Consider the following 17,172-nt stretch of genomic DNA (forward strand, 5'->3'; position numbering starts at 1 on the left):
GCCGGCGCATCGCTGTCCGCCCAGCGACCAGTACTGTCTGCGGGCATGGTTTCCGGACCGATCGACACCGTGCGGGACCGGCGGGCCCGGGTCGCGGTCGGCGCCCTGTTCCTCACCAACGGCGCGGTGTTCGCCAATCTGTTGCCCCGCTACCCCGAGATCAAGACCGATCTTGCGTTGACCAATGCCGAGTACGGCGCCGTCGCGGCCGCCTTCCCCACCGGTGCGTTGGTCGCCGGTCTGGCCGCGGGCATGGTCATCCGCCGGCTCGGCTCGGCGCGTGCCGCGGTCAGCTCGACGGTGATGCTGGCCGTGCTGCTCGTGGTCGCCGGCTATGCGAGCGGCCCGGCCGTGCTGGCGGCCGCCCTTTTCCTGGGCGGGGCCTGCGATGCGGTCACCGATGTGGCGCAGAACGCGCACGGTCTGCGCGTCCAGCAGCGCTACGGGCGGTCCATCATCAACTCGCTGCACGCGGTGTGGGCCGCCGGTGCGATCCTGGGCGGGATGATGGGGGCGGGCGCCATCGCGCTGGGCATCGACCGGGGACCTCACCTGGCCATCTCGGCGGCGCTGTTCGCGGCGGTGGCGCTCGCCGCGTATCCGTTCCTGCTGCCCGGGCCCGATCGCGCCGAGGGCGAGACATCGCCTACCGGGTCGGGGTTCCGTGCGGGTCTCGCCGTCTACGCCGTGCTGGCGGCGCTGATCGCGATGGCCATCGCCGGTGCGGTGATCGAGGATGCCGGGAGCACCTGGGCCACCCTCTACATGCGCGACGGTGTCGGGGCGCCGCCCGCGGTCGCGGTGTCCGGTTACGTGGCGCTGATGGGCGCCATGTTCATCGGACGGCTCACCGGCGATCGGCTGGTGGACCGGTTCGGGGAACGCGCGGTGACATTGTCCGGCGGTCTGGTGATCGCCGCAGGCATGGGTGCGGCGTTGGCGCTTCCGAGTGTGCCGGGGACCATTGCCGGTTTCGCGGCGGTGGGTCTGGGGGTGGCCACCCTGGTGCCGGCCGCCATGCACGGCGCCGATCGGCTGCCGGGGCTGCGGCCGGGGACCGGGCTGACCGCGGTGGCCTGGTTGATGCGCCTCGGGTTCGTGGCGTCCCCACCGGTGGTCGGCCTGATCGCGGACGCTGCGGGGCTGCGGGCCGGGCTGCTGCTGGTCCCGGCGGCGGGGCTGTTGGTGGCGTTGCTCGCCTGCTGTCCCGGTGTGCTCAGTGGGCGGCACCGCCCATCTCGATCGTGAGGACTCCGGCGATGATCAATCCGATCCCGGCCAGCATCCGCCAGGTCAGCGGATCGTGGAACAGGAATCGTGCGGCGATGGCCACCAGTGCCACCCCGCATGCGGTCCAGATGCCGTAGGCGACACCGACCGGCATGCCGAGCGACAACGACAACCACAACAGATAGAAGGACACCAGGTACCCGGCGGCCACCGGCGCGATCCACGCCCTGCGGCGGAATCCGTCGGAGGCCCGCAGGGACAGCGTCGCCAGCACCTCCATGCCGATCGCCCCGGCCAACGCCAGCCACATCATGCGGGCGCCTCGGGTGTGCGCTCGTGCGAACCGAACTCGACCAGCAGCACCCCGGCGATGATCAACGCGATACCCGCCGCCAATGGCCAGGTGAAGGCCTCACCGAAGATCACCGAGGCGGCGAGTGCGGTGACCGCGGTGCCGATGGCGCCCCAGATGCCGTAGGCCACCCCGACCGGCATTCCCGCCCGCAGTACGGCCGCCATCAGGATGAAGGACGAGATGTAGCCGACCGCCACGACGATCAGCCAGGCCCAGTGGTCCTGAGAGGCCCGCAGGGACAGGGTGCCGGTGACTTCCGTGGCGATCGCCGCACTCAGCAGCCCCCACTTTCGCATCGCGGCAGCCTAGCCGCGATCAGGCCGGCATGGTCTGCCGGGTTCGAAGAGGTCATCGAGGGAAGGCACCACGCCGCGTCTCATTCGACCAGAGTCTCAGCGCCGTCTGGAACGCATGCGTACCGTGGAACAACGGAAGGTAGGACTGAACATGAACGACTCGCTCATCGTCGATACCAGCAACGGACCCGTCCGCGGGATCAGCGACGGCACCGTCTCGGCATGGCTGGGCATCCGCTACGCCGCACCGCCGACCGGTGACCTGCGCTGGCGGGCTCCGCAACCTCCGGCGCCGTGGACCGAACCGGCCGACGCCACCGAAGTGGGCCCGGTGTGCCCGCAGCCGACCGACCCGCGGATCCCGCTCGATCTGGGCGCCCCACAGGGCGAGGACTGCCTCACCCTCAACGTGTGGGTTCCCTGTGGGGGCGCACGCAGCGACGGGGAACCGGTGAGTGGGTCGGACAACAAGCCGGTACTGGTGTGGGTGCACGGCGGGGCCTACGTGCTGGGGTCGGGTGCTCAGCCGCTCTACCACGGCAGGGAACTGGCCGTCGGCGATGACGTCGTCGTGGTGACCATCAACTACCGCCTCGGCGCGTTCGGCTTCCTCGACCTGTCCTCGTTCGGGGATGCCTTCGACACCAACAACGGCCTGCGCGATGTGCTGTTCGCCCTGCAGTGGGTGCGCGACAACATCGCCGGATTCGGCGGTGACCCGGACCGCGTCACGCTGTTCGGGGAATCTGCCGGCGGCGGCATCGTCACGACGCTGCTGGGCAGCCCGGCCGCCGCCGGGCTGTTCCACCGTGCCATCGCCCAGAGCTCACCGGTCACCTCGGTCTACGACCAGACCCGGGGTCGGCGGATCGCCGAGGAGTTCCTCACCGAGTTGGGCATGTCGGCCCGCGACGCCGGACAGCTGCCCACCCTGCCGGTGGCCGCCGTGGTGGCGGCCTCCAAACACCTGTTCAACGACGTGCCGGCGCGTGCACCCGGGACGCTGGCGTTCGTGCCGATCGTGGACGGCGACCTGGTGCCCGACTACCCGGTGCAACTGGCGCGGGCCGGGCGCACGCTGCCGGTACCGCTGATCATCGGGACCAATGAGCACGAGGCGGCTCTGTTCCGCTGGATGAAGTCGCCTCTGCTGCCGATCACCCCGCAGGCCATCACGGACATGTTCACCGCGATCGCCGCCGAGCAGCCCGGTCTGCAGATCCCCAGTCAGTCCGAGATCGGGTCCGTCTACCGTGGCCGCGGGAAGAAGCCGGGGATGGGCGTGGCCCGCGACGTCGGCTTCCGGATGCCCTCGATCTGGTTCGCCGAGGGACACAACCGGGTCGCGCCGGTCTACATGTACCGATTCGACTGGGCCACCCCGATGTTGCGGGCGCTGCGCCTGGGCGGTGCGCACGCCACCGAGCTGCCGTATGTGTGGGGCAATCTGGTTGCCGGACCGAAGGACCCGACCTTCAAGCTGGGCGGCCTGGCGACCGGTAAGGCGGTCTCGCGCCGTATGCGGGCCCGCTGGACCGGTTTCGCCGCGGGTGCCGAGCCCGCCGCGGGACCGGCGGACCCGGTCTGGCGCCCGTACCGCGACGACGATCGGGCCACCCTGCTGATCGGCGCCGAGGACGTGCTGGCCGACGATCCCGACCATGTGCAGCGCGCGACATGGGGCGCCGAAGTGCTGAGCTTCCGATGACCGTCATGGGTGTGTGCGGCTCGGCATCGGTTGCCGAACGCGGCGATTAGGCTCACCGCCATGGATGCGTTGCTGAGGGTGCTCGACGCGCTGCCACCGCAGATGCGGGACCCGGTGCTCTTCGCCATCCCGTTCTTCCTGCTGCTGTTGGTGCTGGAGTGGACCGCCGCGCGCAAGCTGGCCCACCTTGAGCCCGCCGACCGTACCCCGGCCGGGGCCTATCACCGCCGCGACGCCTGGGCGAGCCTGTCGATGGGGCTGGTCTCGGTGGTCACCACCGCCGGCTGGAAAGTGTTGGCGCTGTTGGGCTATGCGGCGATCTATGCCTACCTGGCGCCGTGGCATCTGCCGTCGGACCAGTGGTACACGTGGGTGATCGCGCTGGTCGGCGTCGACCTGTTGTTCTACGCGTATCACCGGGTCGCGCACCGGGTCCGGCTCATCTGGGCGACGCACCAGGCGCACCACTCCAGTCAGTATTTCAACTTCGCCACTGCGCTCCGGCAGAAGTGGAACAACAGCGGAGAGATCCTGATGTGGATTCCGCTGCCGCTGCTCGGGGTGCCGCCGTGGATGGTGTTCGCGAGTTTCTCGGTCAACCTGATCTACCAGTTCTGGGTGCACACCGAGCGAATCGACCGGCTGTGGCGGCCCGTCGAGTTCGTGTTCAACACACCGTCGCATCACCGGGTGCACCACGGCATGGATCCGGAGTATCTGGACAAGAACTACGCGGGGATCTTCATCCTGTGGGACAGGATCTTCGGGACTTATCAGGATGAGTTGTTCCGGCCGCACTACGGGCTGACCAAACAGGTCGACACCTTCAACATCTGGAAGCTGCAGACCCACGAATACGTCGCGATCGGCCGGGATGTCCGGGGCGCAAGGCGCTGGCGCGACAAGTTCGGCTACGCGTTCGGGCCGCCCGGCTGGGCACCCCGGGAGGCCGGGCGCACGGTGTCCAGCAGTGCGGGCTGAAGTCTGCTCGCAAGACCCGCAGACCCCGTAGTCTCATGCTGTGAAGACCGTTTTCGATGCCCACGTCGACCCCGCACTCGTCGAACGTTCGCTTGCCGCAAGCGCGTTCGCGCCGATGTGGCTCGACATCCGGCGGCCCGAACATGCCGCGCTGACCGGGGCGGTGAGTTGCGACCTGCTGGTCATCGGCGGTGGCTACACCGGTTTGTGGGCGGCCCTGCACGCCGCCGAGCGCAATCCGGGCCGCAAGATCGTGTTGATCGAGGCGAACCGGATCGGTTGGGCGGCTTCGGGGCGCAACGGCGGTTTCGTCGACGCCAGCCTCACCCATGGCGCCGAGAACGGAAAGTCGCGCTGGGCCGACGAGTTCGACACGCTGCAGGCGATGGGCATGGAGAACCTCGACGGCATGGCTGCCGATATCGAACGGCTCGAGCTCGACGTGGAGTGGCAACGAACCGGCATGCTGTCGGTGGCCACCGAACCACACCAGGTCGACTGGCTGGCCGAATCCGCAGCGGCCGGGGAAGGCCGTTTCCTGGATCAGGAGCAGGTGCGTGCCGAGGTTGCGTCGCCGACCTATCGGGCGGGACTGTTCGAGCCAGACACCTGTGCGATCGTGCACCCGGCCAAGCTCGCGGTCGAGCTGGCGCGGGCGTGTCGCGAGGCCGGCGTGCAGATCCACGAGCACACCCGGGCGGTCTCGGTGCAGGCGTCGGGCAGCGGTCTGCGGGTGGGCGCCGAGACTGCCGTGGTGAACGCCAATCAGGTGGTGCTGGCGACCAACGTGTATCCCAGCCTGGTGCGCCGGAACCGTTGGTACACAGTGCCGGTGTATGACTACGTGCTGTCCACTGAGCCGCTGACCGCCGATCAGCTGGACCGGATCGGCTGGCGGAACCGGCAGGGCGTCGGCGACTGTGCGAACCAGTTCCACTACTACCGGCTGACCGCGGACAACCGCGTGGTGTGGGGCGGCTACGACGCCGTGTACTACTTCGGGCGGCGCGTCGATGCCGTGTACGAGGACCGGCAGCAGACATACCGCAAGTTGGCCGAGCATTTCTTCATCACCTTCCCGCAACTCGACGACATCCGGTTCAGCCACCGCTGGGCAGGGGCGATCGACACCAACACCAGATTCTGCGCGCACTGGGGGACCGCCCACCGCGGCCGCGTCGCCTACGTCAACGGGTTCACCGGCCTCGGAGTCGGGGCCACCCGGTTCGCCGCAGACGTCTGCCTGGATCTGCTCGACGGTGCAGCCACGCCGCGCACCGAGTTGGAGATGGTCCGCAAGCGGCCATTGCCGTTCCCGCCGGAACCGGTTGCCAGCGTGGGGATTCAGGCCACCCGCTGGTCGCTGGATCGCGCCGACCACTCCGCGGGCAAGCGCAATGTGCTTTTGAAGACCCTGGACACGCTGGGCCTGGGTTTCGACTCCTGATCGTCTCGCACCAAATGTTCGCCGAGCGTTCGGCTTCGGCGAGCAGAACCGGATACCGGAGCTCCCGAGATCACTAGGCTCGGCATATCAATTGTCGAAAGGGGAGAGCGACATGGGTGACAGACTTCAGAAGGGCGGGAAGCTCGGACCGGGGGAGTCGCTGACGTCCAAGAACGGGGCCTTTTCCGTGGTCCTGCAGGATGACGGCAACCTGGTGCTCTACAGCGGTGACACCGCGGTGTGGTCGACGGAGACCAACGGCCAGAACGTGGTCAGGGCCGAGGTCCAGGACGACGGCAACTTCGTGCTCTACACACCCGACAAGCCGGTCTGGCACACCGACACCAAGGGCGCCAAGGATGTCCGGCTGATCATCCAGGACGACCGCAATCTCGTGCTCTACGGTTTCGACGGGGTCGCCTGGGCCTCGGGTACGGAAACGACCGAAGCCACGCCCGCGCCGACGCCACCCCCGCCGGCCGCCGAGCCGGAGGTCGAGCTCGCCGCCGCCGAGGAACCCGCACCGGCGGCCGAGGCTGCCGCACCGCCGCCACCCGCTCCGCCGGCCCCGCGCACCTACACGGCGGTGTCCGGGGACACGCTGTGGGCGATCTCGGAGCGCTTCTACGGCGACGGTAACCAGTATCAGCGCATCGCCGACGCCAGCGGCGTCGCCAACCCGGACCTGATCCACCCGGGTCAGGTGCTGACGATCCCGTAGAACTTTCGCTCCACGTGTTGCACGTGTGACACGCGAGTCGTTACGAGAACTGTGATGTAACGAGATCTATCCGTTATCCGATTCACCTCTCAGCACCCCGGTAGCGTCGATTCCTGTGTGGGGTGGAGGATCGGAGGGCTCGATGCGTGCACGCCTTTTCCTGGGACTGATGGCGGCGGCGCCGGCGATGGCGATGACGTTGGCCGTCGCCCCCGCGGCAAGCTCCGAGCCGGGGGTGACGGTGTATCCGGGGATGGAGATCCGGCAGGGCAGCACGCTGTGCACGCTGGGCTTCGTCGATCCGGTGGCCCGCGCCGCGTTCACCGCGGGGCACTGCCGCGGTGACGGCCCGGTCACCGACCGGGCGGGCAATGTCATCGGCGCGATGGCGCTGTTCGACGACAACACCCCCGACGGCGCGACCGTCACCGGCGATCATCAGATCGCCGATTGGGGCGCCATCACGCTGGCCGACGACGTGCAGATCAATTCGGTGCTGCCCGGCGGACGGGCGCTCGTGATCGACGAGGCGCACGCGGTGAGCCAACCCGGTCAGCAGGTCTGTCACTTCGGCGTCGTCACCGGAGAGAGCTGTGGCACCGTCGCGGTGGTCAACAACGGCTGGTTCACCATGGGCAACGGCGTGGTCAGCCAGAAGGGCGACTCCGGCGGCCCGGTCTACACCCTCACCCCGGACGGCCGGGCGGCGATCGTCGGACTGTTCAACAGCACCTGGGGCGGCGCCCCGACGGCGGTCTCCTGGCAATCCACCGGCCAACGGATCCGTGAGGCCGTCGCGACTCAGCCGGCCAGTTCGAACACCGGTATCGAGGCGGCGATCTCTTTCACCTCCGAGTCGGTCGATACGGGCGTCAACCCGCCCGAGTGACCCTTGACCTCCCAGTACCACCTGTCCAGATAACGCCGGATGAGTTCCGGCTTGGCCGCATCGGGAACCTCCCGGACGCTCGCCCGGCGCCGGTGCCAGCGCGGGCCGGTCTCCACGGTTCCCGCGGCCCGGGCATTGCGCACCCATTGGGTGTTGCCGCGCGGTGAGACGACATAGTCGCGACCGTCGACGGTGAGTACGTTCACCACCACCGACCGCCACTGTCCCGTCGTTCGGCCCCGCACCCGCAGTGCTCGGCTGCCGGCTATTTCGATTCCCAGTTCGGCCAACTGCCGGATCACCTCGTTGAAGGCCCGGGCGGCCCGGTTCGGCTGGTCGTAGCGCGTGGTCATGGCATTCCCTTCACTTAGAGAGCACTGCTCTTTGATGAAGCGTGGCATGCCGCGCCCCGAAATTCAAGAGCAGTGTTCTCTTTTCTGGCACACTGGGCCGGTGGGCAAGAGGCAGCAGGCGCGCGACCGGACCGAGGCGCAGATCATCGAGGTGGGCCGGCGCCACCTGGTCACCGACGGGGCGGCGGGGCTGTCGCTGCGTGCCATCGCCCGCGAGATCGGCCTGGTGTCCTCCGCGGTCTACCGCTATGTCGCCAGCCGTGACGATCTGCTGACCCTGTTGCTGGTCGACGCCTACACCGAACTGGCCGACACGGTGGACGCCGCGGCCGCGGCGGTGCCCGGCGACTGGGCGGCGCGGCTGATGGCGATGGCGCATGCCGCGCGCCGGTGGGCCGTCGGGCAGCCGGCGCGCTGGGCGCTGCTCTACGGCAGTCCGGTGCCCGGCTATCGCGCCCCGGCGGAATTGACGGTCGGCCCCGGTACGCGGGTCGTCGGCGCCCTGTTCGCGGTCATCGCCGACGGTATTCGCGACGGTGCGGTGCCCAACCCCAAAGGTACTGCACCGCAACCTGTATCGGATGACCTGAACCGGGTGCGAGCGGAGTTCGGTTTCGCCGGTGGCGATCCGGTGCTACTGCAGTGCTTCCTGGTGTGGGCGGCGCTGGTGGGGGCGATCAGCCTGGAGGTGTTCGGCCAGTACGGCCCGGACACGCTCTCGGCGCCCGAGGTGGTCTTTGACGGGCAGATCCGGTTGTTGGTGCAGGCCCTCGCCTCGTCAATCGGCGATTCGTGGCCGGACACCGGGAAAAACTAGAACACGTTCTAGCCATCGCGGCGCGGTGGCGATATCCTCACTGGCGATGCTGAATCAGACACCTGTCCAGGTTGCCTGGGTGACCCGCGACCTCGACGCCACCGAGCAGACCCTGTCCGCGTTGCTCGGGGCCAAGAAGTGGGTCCGCATGCCCGGTGTTCACTTCGGTCCGGACAGTTGCACCTATCGCGGTCGGCCCGCCGATTTCACCGCCGACATCTCCCTGAGCTACGCAGGTGACATGCAGCTCGAGCTGATCGCCCCGGTCGGCGGTGCGAACGTCTACGCCGATTTCCTGGCAACCTCCGGCCCCGGTCTGCACCACATCTGCATGGCCGCCGCCGACGAGGCCGCGTTCGACACCGCGCTGCACGATGCATGCGCCGGTGGCGCATCGGTCGTCATGCAGGGCGTGCTGCCCGGCGGGATGCGTTTCGCCTATGTCAGCGCCGCCGGCGCCGGGGTGCCGTTCATCGAGATCGCCTACATCCCGCCCGATATCCAGGCCGTTTTCGACCACATCAAGAACGAGCAGAAGTGAGAGATATGACACTGCAACAGATCCCGGACACCATGGCCGTCGCCGAAGCGACGGCTTGGTCCGACGACGTCGACGTCGTGGTCATCGGTTTCGGTATCGCCGGGGGATGTGCGGCGGTATCGGCCGCCGCGTCCGGCGCCCGGGTACTGGTGCTGGAACGCGCCGCCGCAGCCGGCGGCACCACCTCGATGGCCGGCGGCCACTTCTATCTCGGCGGTGGTACCGCCGTGCAGGAGGCCACCGGACACCCCGACACCGCAGACGAAATGTACAAGTACCTCGTCGCGGTGACCGAGGATCCCGAGCTGGACAAGATCCGCGCCTACTGTGACGGCAGCGTCGAGCACTTCAATTGGCTTGAGTCACTGGGATTTCAGTTCGAGCGCAGCTACTACCCGGGCAAGGTGGTGGTGCCGCCGGGCACCCAGGGGCTGTCCTACACCGGCAACGAGAAGGTGTGGCCGTTCATCGAGCAGGCCAAGCCCGCACCGCGCGGTCACTCCGTGCCGGTGCCCGGCGAACTCGGTGGCGCCAACATGGTCATCGAACTGCTACTCAAGCGTGCCGCCGAACTCGGCGTGCAGATCCGCTACGAGACCGGGGCCACCAACCTCATCGTGAGCGACGGCGCCGTTGTCGGGGTGAACTGGAAACACTTCACCGAAACCGGTGCGGTCAAAGCGAAGTCGGTGGTCATCGCCGCGGGTGGGTTCGCGATGAATCCCGACATGGTCGCCCAGTACACGCCGGCGCTCGGCCAGGAACGCAAGACCAAACACCACGGCATGGTGGCGCCCTACATCCTGGGCAACCCCAACGACGACGGGCTGGGCATCCGGCTCGGGGTGTCGGCCGGCGGGGTCGCCAGGAACCTCGATCAGCTGTTCATCACCGCTGCGGCCTACCCGCCGGAGATCCTGTTGACCGGGATCATCGTCAACAAGGACGGGCAGCGGTTCGTCGCCGAGGACTCCTACCATTCGCGTACCTCGGCGTTCGTCCTCGAACAACCGGATCAGACCGCATACCTCGTCGTCGACGAGGCGCATATGCAGATGCCGGAGATGCCGCTGATCAAATTCATCGACGGTTGGGAGACCATCGCGGAAATGGAGTCGGCGCTCGGCATCCCGGAAGGCAAGCTGGCCGCATCGTTGCAGCGGTACAACGAGAACGCCGCGAGCGGAACCGACCCCGACTTTCACAAGCAACCCGAGTACATCGCGGCGCAGGACGCCGGCCCATGGGCCGCCTTCGACCTGACGCTCGGGGTGGCGATGTACTCCGGTTTCACCATGGGTGGGTTGACGGTGTCGATCGACGGTGAGGTGCTGCGCGCCGACGGCAGTCCCGTGCCCGGGCTGTACGCCGCGGGGGCATGCGCCTCCAACATCGCCCGAGACGGTAAGGGATACGCCAGCGGTGTGCAGCTCGGTGAGGGATCCTTTTTCGGGCGACGGGCGGGAGAGCACGCCGGCAGGCGCAGCGGCTAGCTCGGCTCGGGGTCCTTGGCGGGCTTGTCGATGTCATCGTCGACATCGCCGAGGACCCAGTTACCGCCGCCGAGCAGGTGCAGATGCCGCTCATGGTGCTGGCCGACGGTGCTGCGGTGGGTCACGCTGACCAGGATGGTGTCCGGCAGTTCGCGGCGCACCAGGTCGTACATGCTGTACTCCAGCCCCTCGTCCAGCGCGGAGGTGGCCTCGTCGAAGAACACCACCCGCGGTTTGGTCAGCAGCACCCGCGCGAAGGCGATGCGCTGCTGCTCGCCCGGTGAGAGCACCTTGGCCCAGTCGGCCAGCTCGTCCAGGCGCCTCGCGCACTGCGGTAGCGAGACCTTGTCCAGGGCGACCCGCAGCTCGGAATCCGAGAGTACGTCGGGCCCCTTCGGATAGGACACCACGGCCCGCAGATCACCGAGTGGCACATACGGCATCTGGGACAGAAACATGGTCTCGTTGATGCCGGCGGGGCAGCGCAACGTGCCGGTGGTGTATGGCCACAGCTGAGCGAGGCTGCGCAACAGGGTGGTCTTGCCGGTGCCGGACTGGCCGGTGATGATCAGGGTGTCACCCGGATACATCTCGAAGTTCAGACCGTCGATGAGCACCTCACCGGTGGGGGTGTGCACGTCGATATCGTGCAGCTCGACCGGGCAGCTGCCGCAGGGTTCGACGTTCAGCTCGGGGAGCGCGCGGCCTTCCTCGTTGGCGATCACCAGTCCGTGCAGACGGATGATCGAGGCCCGCCAGCCGGCGAAGGCGTCATAGGAGTTACGGAAGAACGACAGCGACGTCTGGATCTGGCCGAACGCCGAACCGGTCTGGGAGACATCGCCTAGCTGGATGCTTCCGTTGAACAGGCGCGGTGCCTGAACGACCCAGGGCAGCGGGTTGATGATCTGGCTGATGGTCAAGTTCCAGCCGTAGAACCCGACCGACCGATTGATGAAGCGCTGATAGTTCGACACGATCGGCTCGAAACGCTTGCGCAACTGCACCCGCTCGGCGACCTCGCCGCGGTAGAAGGCCACCGACTCCGAGGCGTCGCGCAGGCGGACCAGTGCGTATCGGAACGCGGCGTTGTACTTCTCGTTGTCGAAGCTCAGCCGGATGATCGGGCGGCCGATCCAGAACGCGATAACCGTGGCGATGAACACGTAAAGGAAAGCGATCAGGAACATCGCGCGCGGCACGGTGGCACCGAAGACCTCCAGATCGCCGGAGAGGTTCCACAGAATCGTGGTGAACGAAATCACCGAGACGATCGCCGTGATGGCACCGAACAGCAGGGTGGAACCGCTGGTGTTGTTGGGCGTGTTGGGCAGCGGGCCGACGTTGGTGGTGAAGATGTCGATATCTGCCTGGATGCGCTGATCCGGGTTGTCGATGGTGTCATCGATGAACCGGCTGCGGTAATAGGCCTTGCCGTCGAGCCAGTCCGAGGTCAGCCGGTCGGTCAGCCAGGTCCGCCAGGCAAGCATGAAGCGCTGCATCATGTACAGGTCGAGCATCACCCGCGCGACGTGGATCGTGGCGAGCAGAGCGAACAGCCACAGTGCGGCCCAGAAACCGTCGCGACCGGACTCGGCGATCGCTTCATTGCCACTGGACAACCCCTGCACCGCCACCTGGGCGCCGGTCATCATGTCGTTGCCCTGGAAGCTGAACAGCACGTCGAGCCGGACCCCGGCGATCACCGACAGCAGGATCGCCCCGAGCCACGCCCAGACCTTCACCGACTCGCGCCCGGTGAAGTAGGCGCCGGTGATGCGCCAGAACTGGCGGCCCCAGGAGGTGAACCTGCCGAGCAGGACGAGCACGAGCAGAGTGCCCGCCGCGGCCATCGCCCACGCCTTGGCGATCCAGATCAGTGAGGTGACGAGCTCACTGCCCCAGTCGAGGGACGTGGTGAACATTTCCATGCGGGCAAGGTACCCCTAGAACCTGTCGAGAGGCGGCTGGAGGGTCGTGGCGTCCCAACGGCCGTCGCCCAGCAGATCGAGCCGCTGTTCGTGGAAGCGGTGCACCGTGTGTCGATGGCTGACACTGACCAGGGTGGTGTCGGGCAGCTCGGCGCGCAGCAGCTGGTAGAGCGTCAGCTCGAGTCCCTCGTCGAGGGCCGAGGTGGATTCGTCCAGGCACACCATCGGTGGCCGTTGCAGCAGCACCCGGGCGAAGGCGATGCGCTGTTGCTCACCGGGCGACAGGATGGCCGCCCAGTCGCGCGTGTCGCCCAGCTGCAGCACCAGGTGCGGCAGCACCACCTGCAGCAGGGCGCGCTGGATGGCCTCGTCGCCGAACATCTCACGGTCGTGCGGGTAGGCCACCACCGCGCGCAGTGTTCCCAGCGGGAGGTAGGGCACCTGCGGGATGAACATGCAGTTCAGCGGGTACTGCGCATGGCCGGAGGTGTACGGCCACAAGCCGACCAGGCTCTGCAGCAGGACGGACTTGCCGACCCCGGACTGCCCGGTCACCAGCAGAGTGGCCCCGGGCTCCAGCGTCAGGTCCAGGCCGTCGACCAACTGGCGGCCGTCCGGGGTGTGCACCTCGACGCCGCGCAGCCGGACACCGTCATCGGTCGCCGGGACGTAGTCGATGCCCGGCATGGCCCGCGCCCGCCGGTTGGCGTCCAGAAGTCCGTCGAGCCGGATCAGCGCGGCGCGGAAGCCGGCGAACACGTCGTAGCTGGTGCGGAAGAAGGACAGCCCGTCGTGGATGGCGTGGAAGGCGGTGGCAGACTGCATGACGTCGCCGAACGATATCTGCTGGGCGAACAGCCGTTGGGCCTGAACGACATAGGGCAGCGGATTGATGGCCTGACTCATCGACACGTTCCAGCCCAGGAACAGCATCATCCGGTTCAGCCAGCGCCGGTAGTTGCCGATCACCCCGCCCAGGCGTTCCTCGAGCATGCGGCGCTCGGCCGGTTCACCCCGGTACAGGCCGACTCCGGCGGCCGCTTGCTTGAGCCGGATCATGGCGAACCGGAAACCGGCGTTGCGCAGTTCGTTGCGGAAGCTCAACCGGATGAGCGGGCGCCCGATCCAGAACGCGACGACGGTCGCGGCCAGCACGTAGACGATCACTGTCCAGAACAGCGCCCGCGGGATGACGATGCCCAGCAGGTTCAGCGGCCCGGACAGGTTCCACAGGATCACGCCGAACGAGGCGACCGTCAGCATCGACTCGATCGCGCCGAACAACAGGATGTGGTTCGACCCGTGTGCCGGGTTGTTCGGGTCCGCCGAACCGGTGGTCACGATGTCGACATCGGCCTGGATCCGCTGGTCGGGGTTGTCGACCGCGTCGCGGATGAATCGGCCGCGGAAATAGGCGTGTCCGTCCAGCCAGTCGTCGAGGACGTGGCGGGTCAGCCACAACCGCCACCGGATCAGGAAGCGCTGGGTGAGATACAGGTCGGCGAAGTAGCGCGCCATGAACAGCAGGGCGAGCACCAGGTAGATCAGCAGGGCATCCCAGAAATGCGCGATGCCATCGGCCTTCAGCGCGTCGTCATCGGTGCCGCTGCCCTGAAACGCCATCTGCAGGGCGGTGAACAGGTCGTTGGTGTAGTAGCTGATCAGCACGCTGAGACGGACCGCGATGATCGTCGAGAGCAGCAGAGTCCCCACGAGCAGCCAGACCTGCACGCTGCCGCGGCCGGTGAAGAAGCGTCCGGTGATGCGGACGAACTGACGGCCCCACTCGGCGCGGCGGGCGACCACGGCGATGACGACCGCCAGGCATGCCGCGGTGATGCCGAACGCTTCGAGGACCCACAGTGCCGAATGCCCGAACTCGGTACTCCAGTCGATCGACGGGCCGAGCGTGGCTGTGTCCATCTGTGTCCGTTCGACGGTCCGGTCCGTTCGGCGTGCTGCTGGGCAGGAAGCCACCGCAGCGCAACTGCCGTGGCGCCCTGCCACGGCAGTGCGGCCGCCGTGCCGCTGCCGCGTACCGTATGACTGTGGCTGTGAGTTCCAAGACCTCGAAGGCGTCCAAGTCCGGTGGCTCGAAATCCGGCGGATTGAGCAACCGGTTCTGGAAGTTGCTCGGCGCCAGCACCGACAAGGACCAGGCGCGCTCCATGACCCAGGTCAGCGCCTCGTCGAAATTCGACGAGAAGGCCGCCGACCTCGATGATGAGCAGTTGCGCAAGGCCGCCGGACTGCTGAACCTCGACGACCTCGCCGACTCCGGCGATATCCCGCAGTTCCTGGCCATCGTGCGGGAAGCGGCCGATCGGTCGATCTCCCTGCGGCCGTTCGACGTCCAGCTGCTCGGGGCCCTGCGGATGCTCGCCGGCGACGTGGTCGAGATGGCCACCGGCGAAGGCAAGACACTGGCCGGCGCCATCGCCGCGGCCGGCTACGCCATCGGGGGCCGAAGTGTGCACGTCATCTCCGTCAACGACTATCTGGCCCGCCGCGATGCCGAATGGATGGCCCCGCTGCTGGAGGCGCTCGGTCTGACGGTCGGTTGGATCACCGCCGACGCGACCCCCGCGCAGCGGCGCGCGGCCTACGCCTGCAACGTCACCTACGGCTCGGTCAATGAGATCGGTTTCGACGTGCTGCGCGATCAGCTGGTGATCTCGGTGGACGATCTGGTCTCGCCGCGCCCGGATGTGGCCCTGATCGACGAGGCCGACTCGGTGCTGGTCGACGAGGCGCTGGTCCCGCTGGTGCTGGCGGGCACCTCGCACCGCGAGACCCCGCGGCTGGAGGTCATCCGGCTGGTCGGCGAGCTCCGCGAGAACACCGAGTACGAGACCGACGCCGACCGGCGCAATGTGCAGCTCACCGATGCCGGTGCGCGCCGGCTGGAGGCCGCGCTCGGCGGGATCGATCTGTACTCCGAGGAACACGTCGGCACCACCCTCACCGAGATCAACGTCGCCCTGCACGCGCATGTGCTGCTGGAACGCGATGTCCACTACATCGTCCGCGACGATGCGGTGCACCTGATCAACGCCTCACGGGGCCGCATCGCGTCGCTGCAGCGCTGGCCCGACGGCCTGCAGGCGGCGGTCGAGGCCAAGGAGGGCATCGATATCACCGAGACCGGTGAGGTGCTCGACACCATCACCGTGCAGGCGCTGATCAATCGGTACCCGCGGGTGTGCGGGATGACCGGCACCGCGCTGGCTGCCGGTGAGCAGTTGCGGCAGTTCTACAAGTTGGGTGTCTCGCCGATCCCGCCGAACAAGCCCAATGTGCGCGAGGACGAGTCGGATCGCGTCTACATCACGGTGGCCGCCAAGAACGACGCCATCGTCGAGCACATCGCCGAGGTGCATGAGTCGTCGCAACCGATCCTGGTCGGTACCCGCGACGTCGCCGAATCCGAGGATCTGCACGAGCGGCTGGTGAAGGCCGGCATCCCGGCGGTGGTGCTGAACGCCAAGAACGATGCCGAGGAGGCGGCCGTCATCGCCGAGGCCGGTGCGCAGGGCCGGGTCACGGTGTCGACCCAGATGGCCGGCCGCGGTACCGACATCCGGCTGGGCGGGTCCGACGAATCGGGCCACGATCAGGTGGCCGAGCTGGGCGGGCTGCACGTCATCGGCACCGGACGGCACTACACCGAACGGCTGGACAACCAGCTGCGCGGCCGGGCCGGGCGCCAGGGCGACCCGGGCTCCTCGGTGTTCTTCTCCAGCTGGGAGGACGACGTGGTGGTGTCGTTCCTGGAACCCAACAAGCTGCCGTTGCAGACCGACGAGGACGGCAAGGTCACCAGCAACAAGGCGGCGACCCTGCTCGACCATGCGCAGCGGGTGGCCGAGGGCAAGACGCTGGACCTGCACGCCAACACCTGGCGCTACAACCAGCTCACCGCCCAGCAGCGCGCCATCCTGGTGGATCGCCGGGACACTCTGCTGCGCACATCCACGGCGCGCGAAGAACTGCAGGAGCGTTCGCCGAAGCGCTATGAGCAGATCGCGGAATCGGTGTCCGAGGAACGGCTCGACGAGATCTGCCGACTGATCATGCTCTATCACCTGGACCGCGGCTGGGCCGATCACCTGGCCTACCTGGCCGATATCCGGGAGAGCATCAGCCTGCGCGCCCTCGGTAACCAGAGCCCGCTCGACGAGTTCCACCGGATGGCCGTGGACGCCTTCGCCTCGCTGGCCGCCGATGCCATCGAGGCGGCCCAGCAGACCTTCGACACCGCCAACATCGTGGGCGGTGAGACCGGCCTGGACCTGACCCGGCTGGCGCGGCCGACCTCGACGTGGACGTACATGATCCACGACGATCCGTTGGCCGACAACGTCATGTCGGCGCTGAGCCTGCCGGGCGTCTTCCGCTAGGTTGACCCGT

15 protein-coding genes are annotated in these 17,172 nt (G+C 67.8%); 10 read left to right on the top strand and 5 right to left on the bottom strand.

The genetic code is table 11. From position 1 onward, the window contains the following. Nucleotides 1-45: 45 nt before the first annotated feature. Nucleotides 46-1,248: an MFS transporter gene (locus EXE63_RS28095; protein WP_168144648.1), complete on the top strand. Its 1,203-nt coding sequence runs from the start codon at nucleotides 46-48 to the stop codon at nucleotides 1,246-1,248. On the opposite strand, the gene EXE63_RS28100 is transcribed toward EXE63_RS28095, so the two are convergent. Further along, nucleotides 1,217-1,540 (bottom strand): DMT family transporter, encoded by a 324-nt coding sequence (locus tag EXE63_RS28100; RefSeq protein ID WP_168145820.1) that lies wholly within the window; start codon nucleotides 1,538-1,540, stop codon nucleotides 1,217-1,219. The two genes, EXE63_RS28095 and EXE63_RS28100, sit on opposite strands and share 32 nt — an antisense overlap. Beyond that, nucleotides 1,540-1,881: a DMT family transporter gene (locus tag EXE63_RS28105; RefSeq protein ID WP_168144649.1), complete on the bottom strand. Its 342-nt coding sequence runs from the start codon at nucleotides 1,879-1,881 to the stop codon at nucleotides 1,540-1,542. The genes EXE63_RS28100 and EXE63_RS28105 overlap by 1 nt, the downstream gene beginning before the upstream one ends. A 151-nt stretch (nucleotides 1,882-2,032) precedes the next feature. Between EXE63_RS28105 and EXE63_RS28110 the strand changes: the two genes are divergently transcribed. The 5 genes from EXE63_RS28110 to EXE63_RS28130 all read left to right on the top strand — a co-directional run bounded on the left by EXE63_RS28110 (nucleotide 2,033) and on the right by EXE63_RS28130 (nucleotide 7,627). Further along, entirely contained in the window at nucleotides 2,033-3,589 is a 1,557-nt protein-coding gene (locus EXE63_RS28110; protein WP_234904295.1) for a carboxylesterase/lipase family protein, read from the top strand. 60 nt (nucleotides 3,590-3,649) lie between these two features. After that, nucleotides 3,650-4,570: a sterol desaturase family protein gene (locus EXE63_RS28115; protein ID WP_168144651.1), complete on the top strand. Its 921-nt coding sequence runs from the start codon at nucleotides 3,650-3,652 to the stop codon at nucleotides 4,568-4,570. A gap of 40 nt (nucleotides 4,571-4,610) precedes the next feature. Beyond that, nucleotides 4,611-6,017: an NAD(P)/FAD-dependent oxidoreductase gene (locus EXE63_RS28120; protein ID WP_168144652.1), complete on the top strand. Its 1,407-nt coding sequence runs from the start codon at nucleotides 4,611-4,613 to the stop codon at nucleotides 6,015-6,017. 112 nt (nucleotides 6,018-6,129) lie between these two features. After that, complete coding sequence (locus tag EXE63_RS28125; RefSeq protein ID WP_168144653.1) at nucleotides 6,130-6,738, top strand: LysM peptidoglycan-binding domain-containing protein; 609 nt, start codon at nucleotides 6,130-6,132, stop codon at nucleotides 6,736-6,738. Between the two features lie 142 nt (nucleotides 6,739-6,880). Continuing rightward, nucleotides 6,881-7,627, top strand: a complete 747-nt coding sequence (locus tag EXE63_RS28130) for an Rv1815 family serine proteinase (RefSeq protein ID WP_436277726.1) — start codon at nucleotides 6,881-6,883, stop codon at nucleotides 7,625-7,627. Here EXE63_RS28130 and EXE63_RS28135 read toward each other — a convergent pair. Then, nucleotides 7,540-7,980, bottom strand: coding sequence for a nitroreductase/quinone reductase family protein (locus EXE63_RS28135; protein ID WP_168144654.1), 441 nt, complete (start codon nucleotides 7,978-7,980; stop codon nucleotides 7,540-7,542). The genes EXE63_RS28130 and EXE63_RS28135 overlap by 88 nt on opposite strands. A 100-nt stretch (nucleotides 7,981-8,080) precedes the next feature. Between EXE63_RS28135 and EXE63_RS28140 the strand changes: the two genes are divergently transcribed. Genes EXE63_RS28140 through EXE63_RS28150 form a run of 3 tightly spaced genes read left to right on the top strand, consistent with a single transcriptional unit; the run spans nucleotide 8,081 to nucleotide 10,831 of the window. Continuing rightward, the gene (locus EXE63_RS28140) at nucleotides 8,081-8,797 is read left to right on the top strand and encodes a TetR/AcrR family transcriptional regulator (protein ID WP_168144655.1); all 717 of its coding nucleotides are present in this window, start codon (nucleotides 8,081-8,083) and stop codon (nucleotides 8,795-8,797) included. A gap of 46 nt (nucleotides 8,798-8,843) precedes the next feature. Beyond that, complete coding sequence (locus EXE63_RS28145; RefSeq protein ID WP_168144656.1) at nucleotides 8,844-9,338, top strand: VOC family protein; 495 nt, start codon at nucleotides 8,844-8,846, stop codon at nucleotides 9,336-9,338. A 5-nt stretch (nucleotides 9,339-9,343) separates the two neighbouring features. After that, nucleotides 9,344-10,831, top strand: a complete 1,488-nt coding sequence (locus EXE63_RS28150; protein WP_168144657.1) for an FAD-binding protein — start codon at nucleotides 9,344-9,346, stop codon at nucleotides 10,829-10,831. On the opposite strand, the gene EXE63_RS28155 is transcribed toward EXE63_RS28150, so the two are convergent. Together EXE63_RS28155 and EXE63_RS28160 are read right to left on the bottom strand one after the other, a co-directional pair. Next, nucleotides 10,828-12,762, bottom strand: coding sequence for an ABC transporter ATP-binding protein/permease (locus EXE63_RS28155; protein ID WP_168144658.1), 1,935 nt, complete (start codon nucleotides 12,760-12,762; stop codon nucleotides 10,828-10,830). The two genes, EXE63_RS28150 and EXE63_RS28155, sit on opposite strands and share 4 nt — an antisense overlap. Before the next feature lie 15 nt (nucleotides 12,763-12,777). Further along, complete coding sequence (locus EXE63_RS28160) at nucleotides 12,778-14,685, bottom strand: ABC transporter ATP-binding protein/permease (RefSeq protein ID WP_168144659.1); 1,908 nt, start codon at nucleotides 14,683-14,685, stop codon at nucleotides 12,778-12,780. A gap of 131 nt (nucleotides 14,686-14,816) precedes the next feature. Here EXE63_RS28160 and secA2 point away from each other — a divergent pair, with 131 nt between their 5' ends. Beyond that, complete coding sequence (secA2, locus tag EXE63_RS28165; RefSeq protein WP_494546314.1) at nucleotides 14,817-17,162, top strand: accessory Sec system translocase SecA2; 2,346 nt, start codon at nucleotides 14,817-14,819, stop codon at nucleotides 17,160-17,162. Nucleotides 17,163-17,172: the final 10 nt, after the last annotated feature.

Origin of the sequence: Mycolicibacterium frederiksbergense (assembly GCF_012223425.1) — a bacterium.
Lineage (GTDB): Bacteria > Actinomycetota > Actinomycetes > Mycobacteriales > Mycobacteriaceae > Mycobacterium > Mycobacterium frederiksbergense.

What these genes read in the sequence shown, in the direction of transcription:
- EXE63_RS28095 (WP_168144648.1), top strand. Translation starts at nt 46, where the DNA reads ATGGTTTCCGGACCGATCGACACCGTGCGGGACCGGCGGGCCCGGGTC.
- EXE63_RS28100 (WP_168145820.1), bottom strand. Translation starts at nt 1,540, where the DNA reads ATGTGGCTGGCGTTGGCCGGGGCGATCGGCATGGAGGTGCTGGCGACG.
- EXE63_RS28105 (WP_168144649.1), bottom strand. Translation starts at nt 1,881, where the DNA reads ATGCGAAAGTGGGGGCTGCTGAGTGCGGCGATCGCCACGGAAGTCACC.
- EXE63_RS28110 (WP_234904295.1), top strand. Translation starts at nt 2,033, where the DNA reads ATGAACGACTCGCTCATCGTCGATACCAGCAACGGACCCGTCCGCGGG.
- EXE63_RS28115 (WP_168144651.1), top strand. Translation starts at nt 3,650, where the DNA reads ATGGATGCGTTGCTGAGGGTGCTCGACGCGCTGCCACCGCAGATGCGG.
- EXE63_RS28125 (WP_168144653.1), top strand. Translation starts at nt 6,130, where the DNA reads ATGGGTGACAGACTTCAGAAGGGCGGGAAGCTCGGACCGGGGGAGTCG.
- EXE63_RS28130 (WP_436277726.1), top strand. Translation starts at nt 6,881, where the DNA reads ATGCGTGCACGCCTTTTCCTGGGACTGATGGCGGCGGCGCCGGCGATG.
- EXE63_RS28135 (WP_168144654.1), bottom strand. Translation starts at nt 7,980, where the DNA reads ATGACCACGCGCTACGACCAGCCGAACCGGGCCGCCCGGGCCTTCAAC.
- EXE63_RS28145 (WP_168144656.1), top strand. Translation starts at nt 8,844, where the DNA reads ATGCTGAATCAGACACCTGTCCAGGTTGCCTGGGTGACCCGCGACCTC.
- EXE63_RS28150 (WP_168144657.1), top strand. Translation starts at nt 9,344, where the DNA reads ATGACACTGCAACAGATCCCGGACACCATGGCCGTCGCCGAAGCGACG.
- EXE63_RS28155 (WP_168144658.1), bottom strand. Translation starts at nt 12,762, where the DNA reads ATGGAAATGTTCACCACGTCCCTCGACTGGGGCAGTGAGCTCGTCACC.
- EXE63_RS28160 (WP_168144659.1), bottom strand. Translation starts at nt 14,685, where the DNA reads ATGGACACAGCCACGCTCGGCCCGTCGATCGACTGGAGTACCGAGTTC.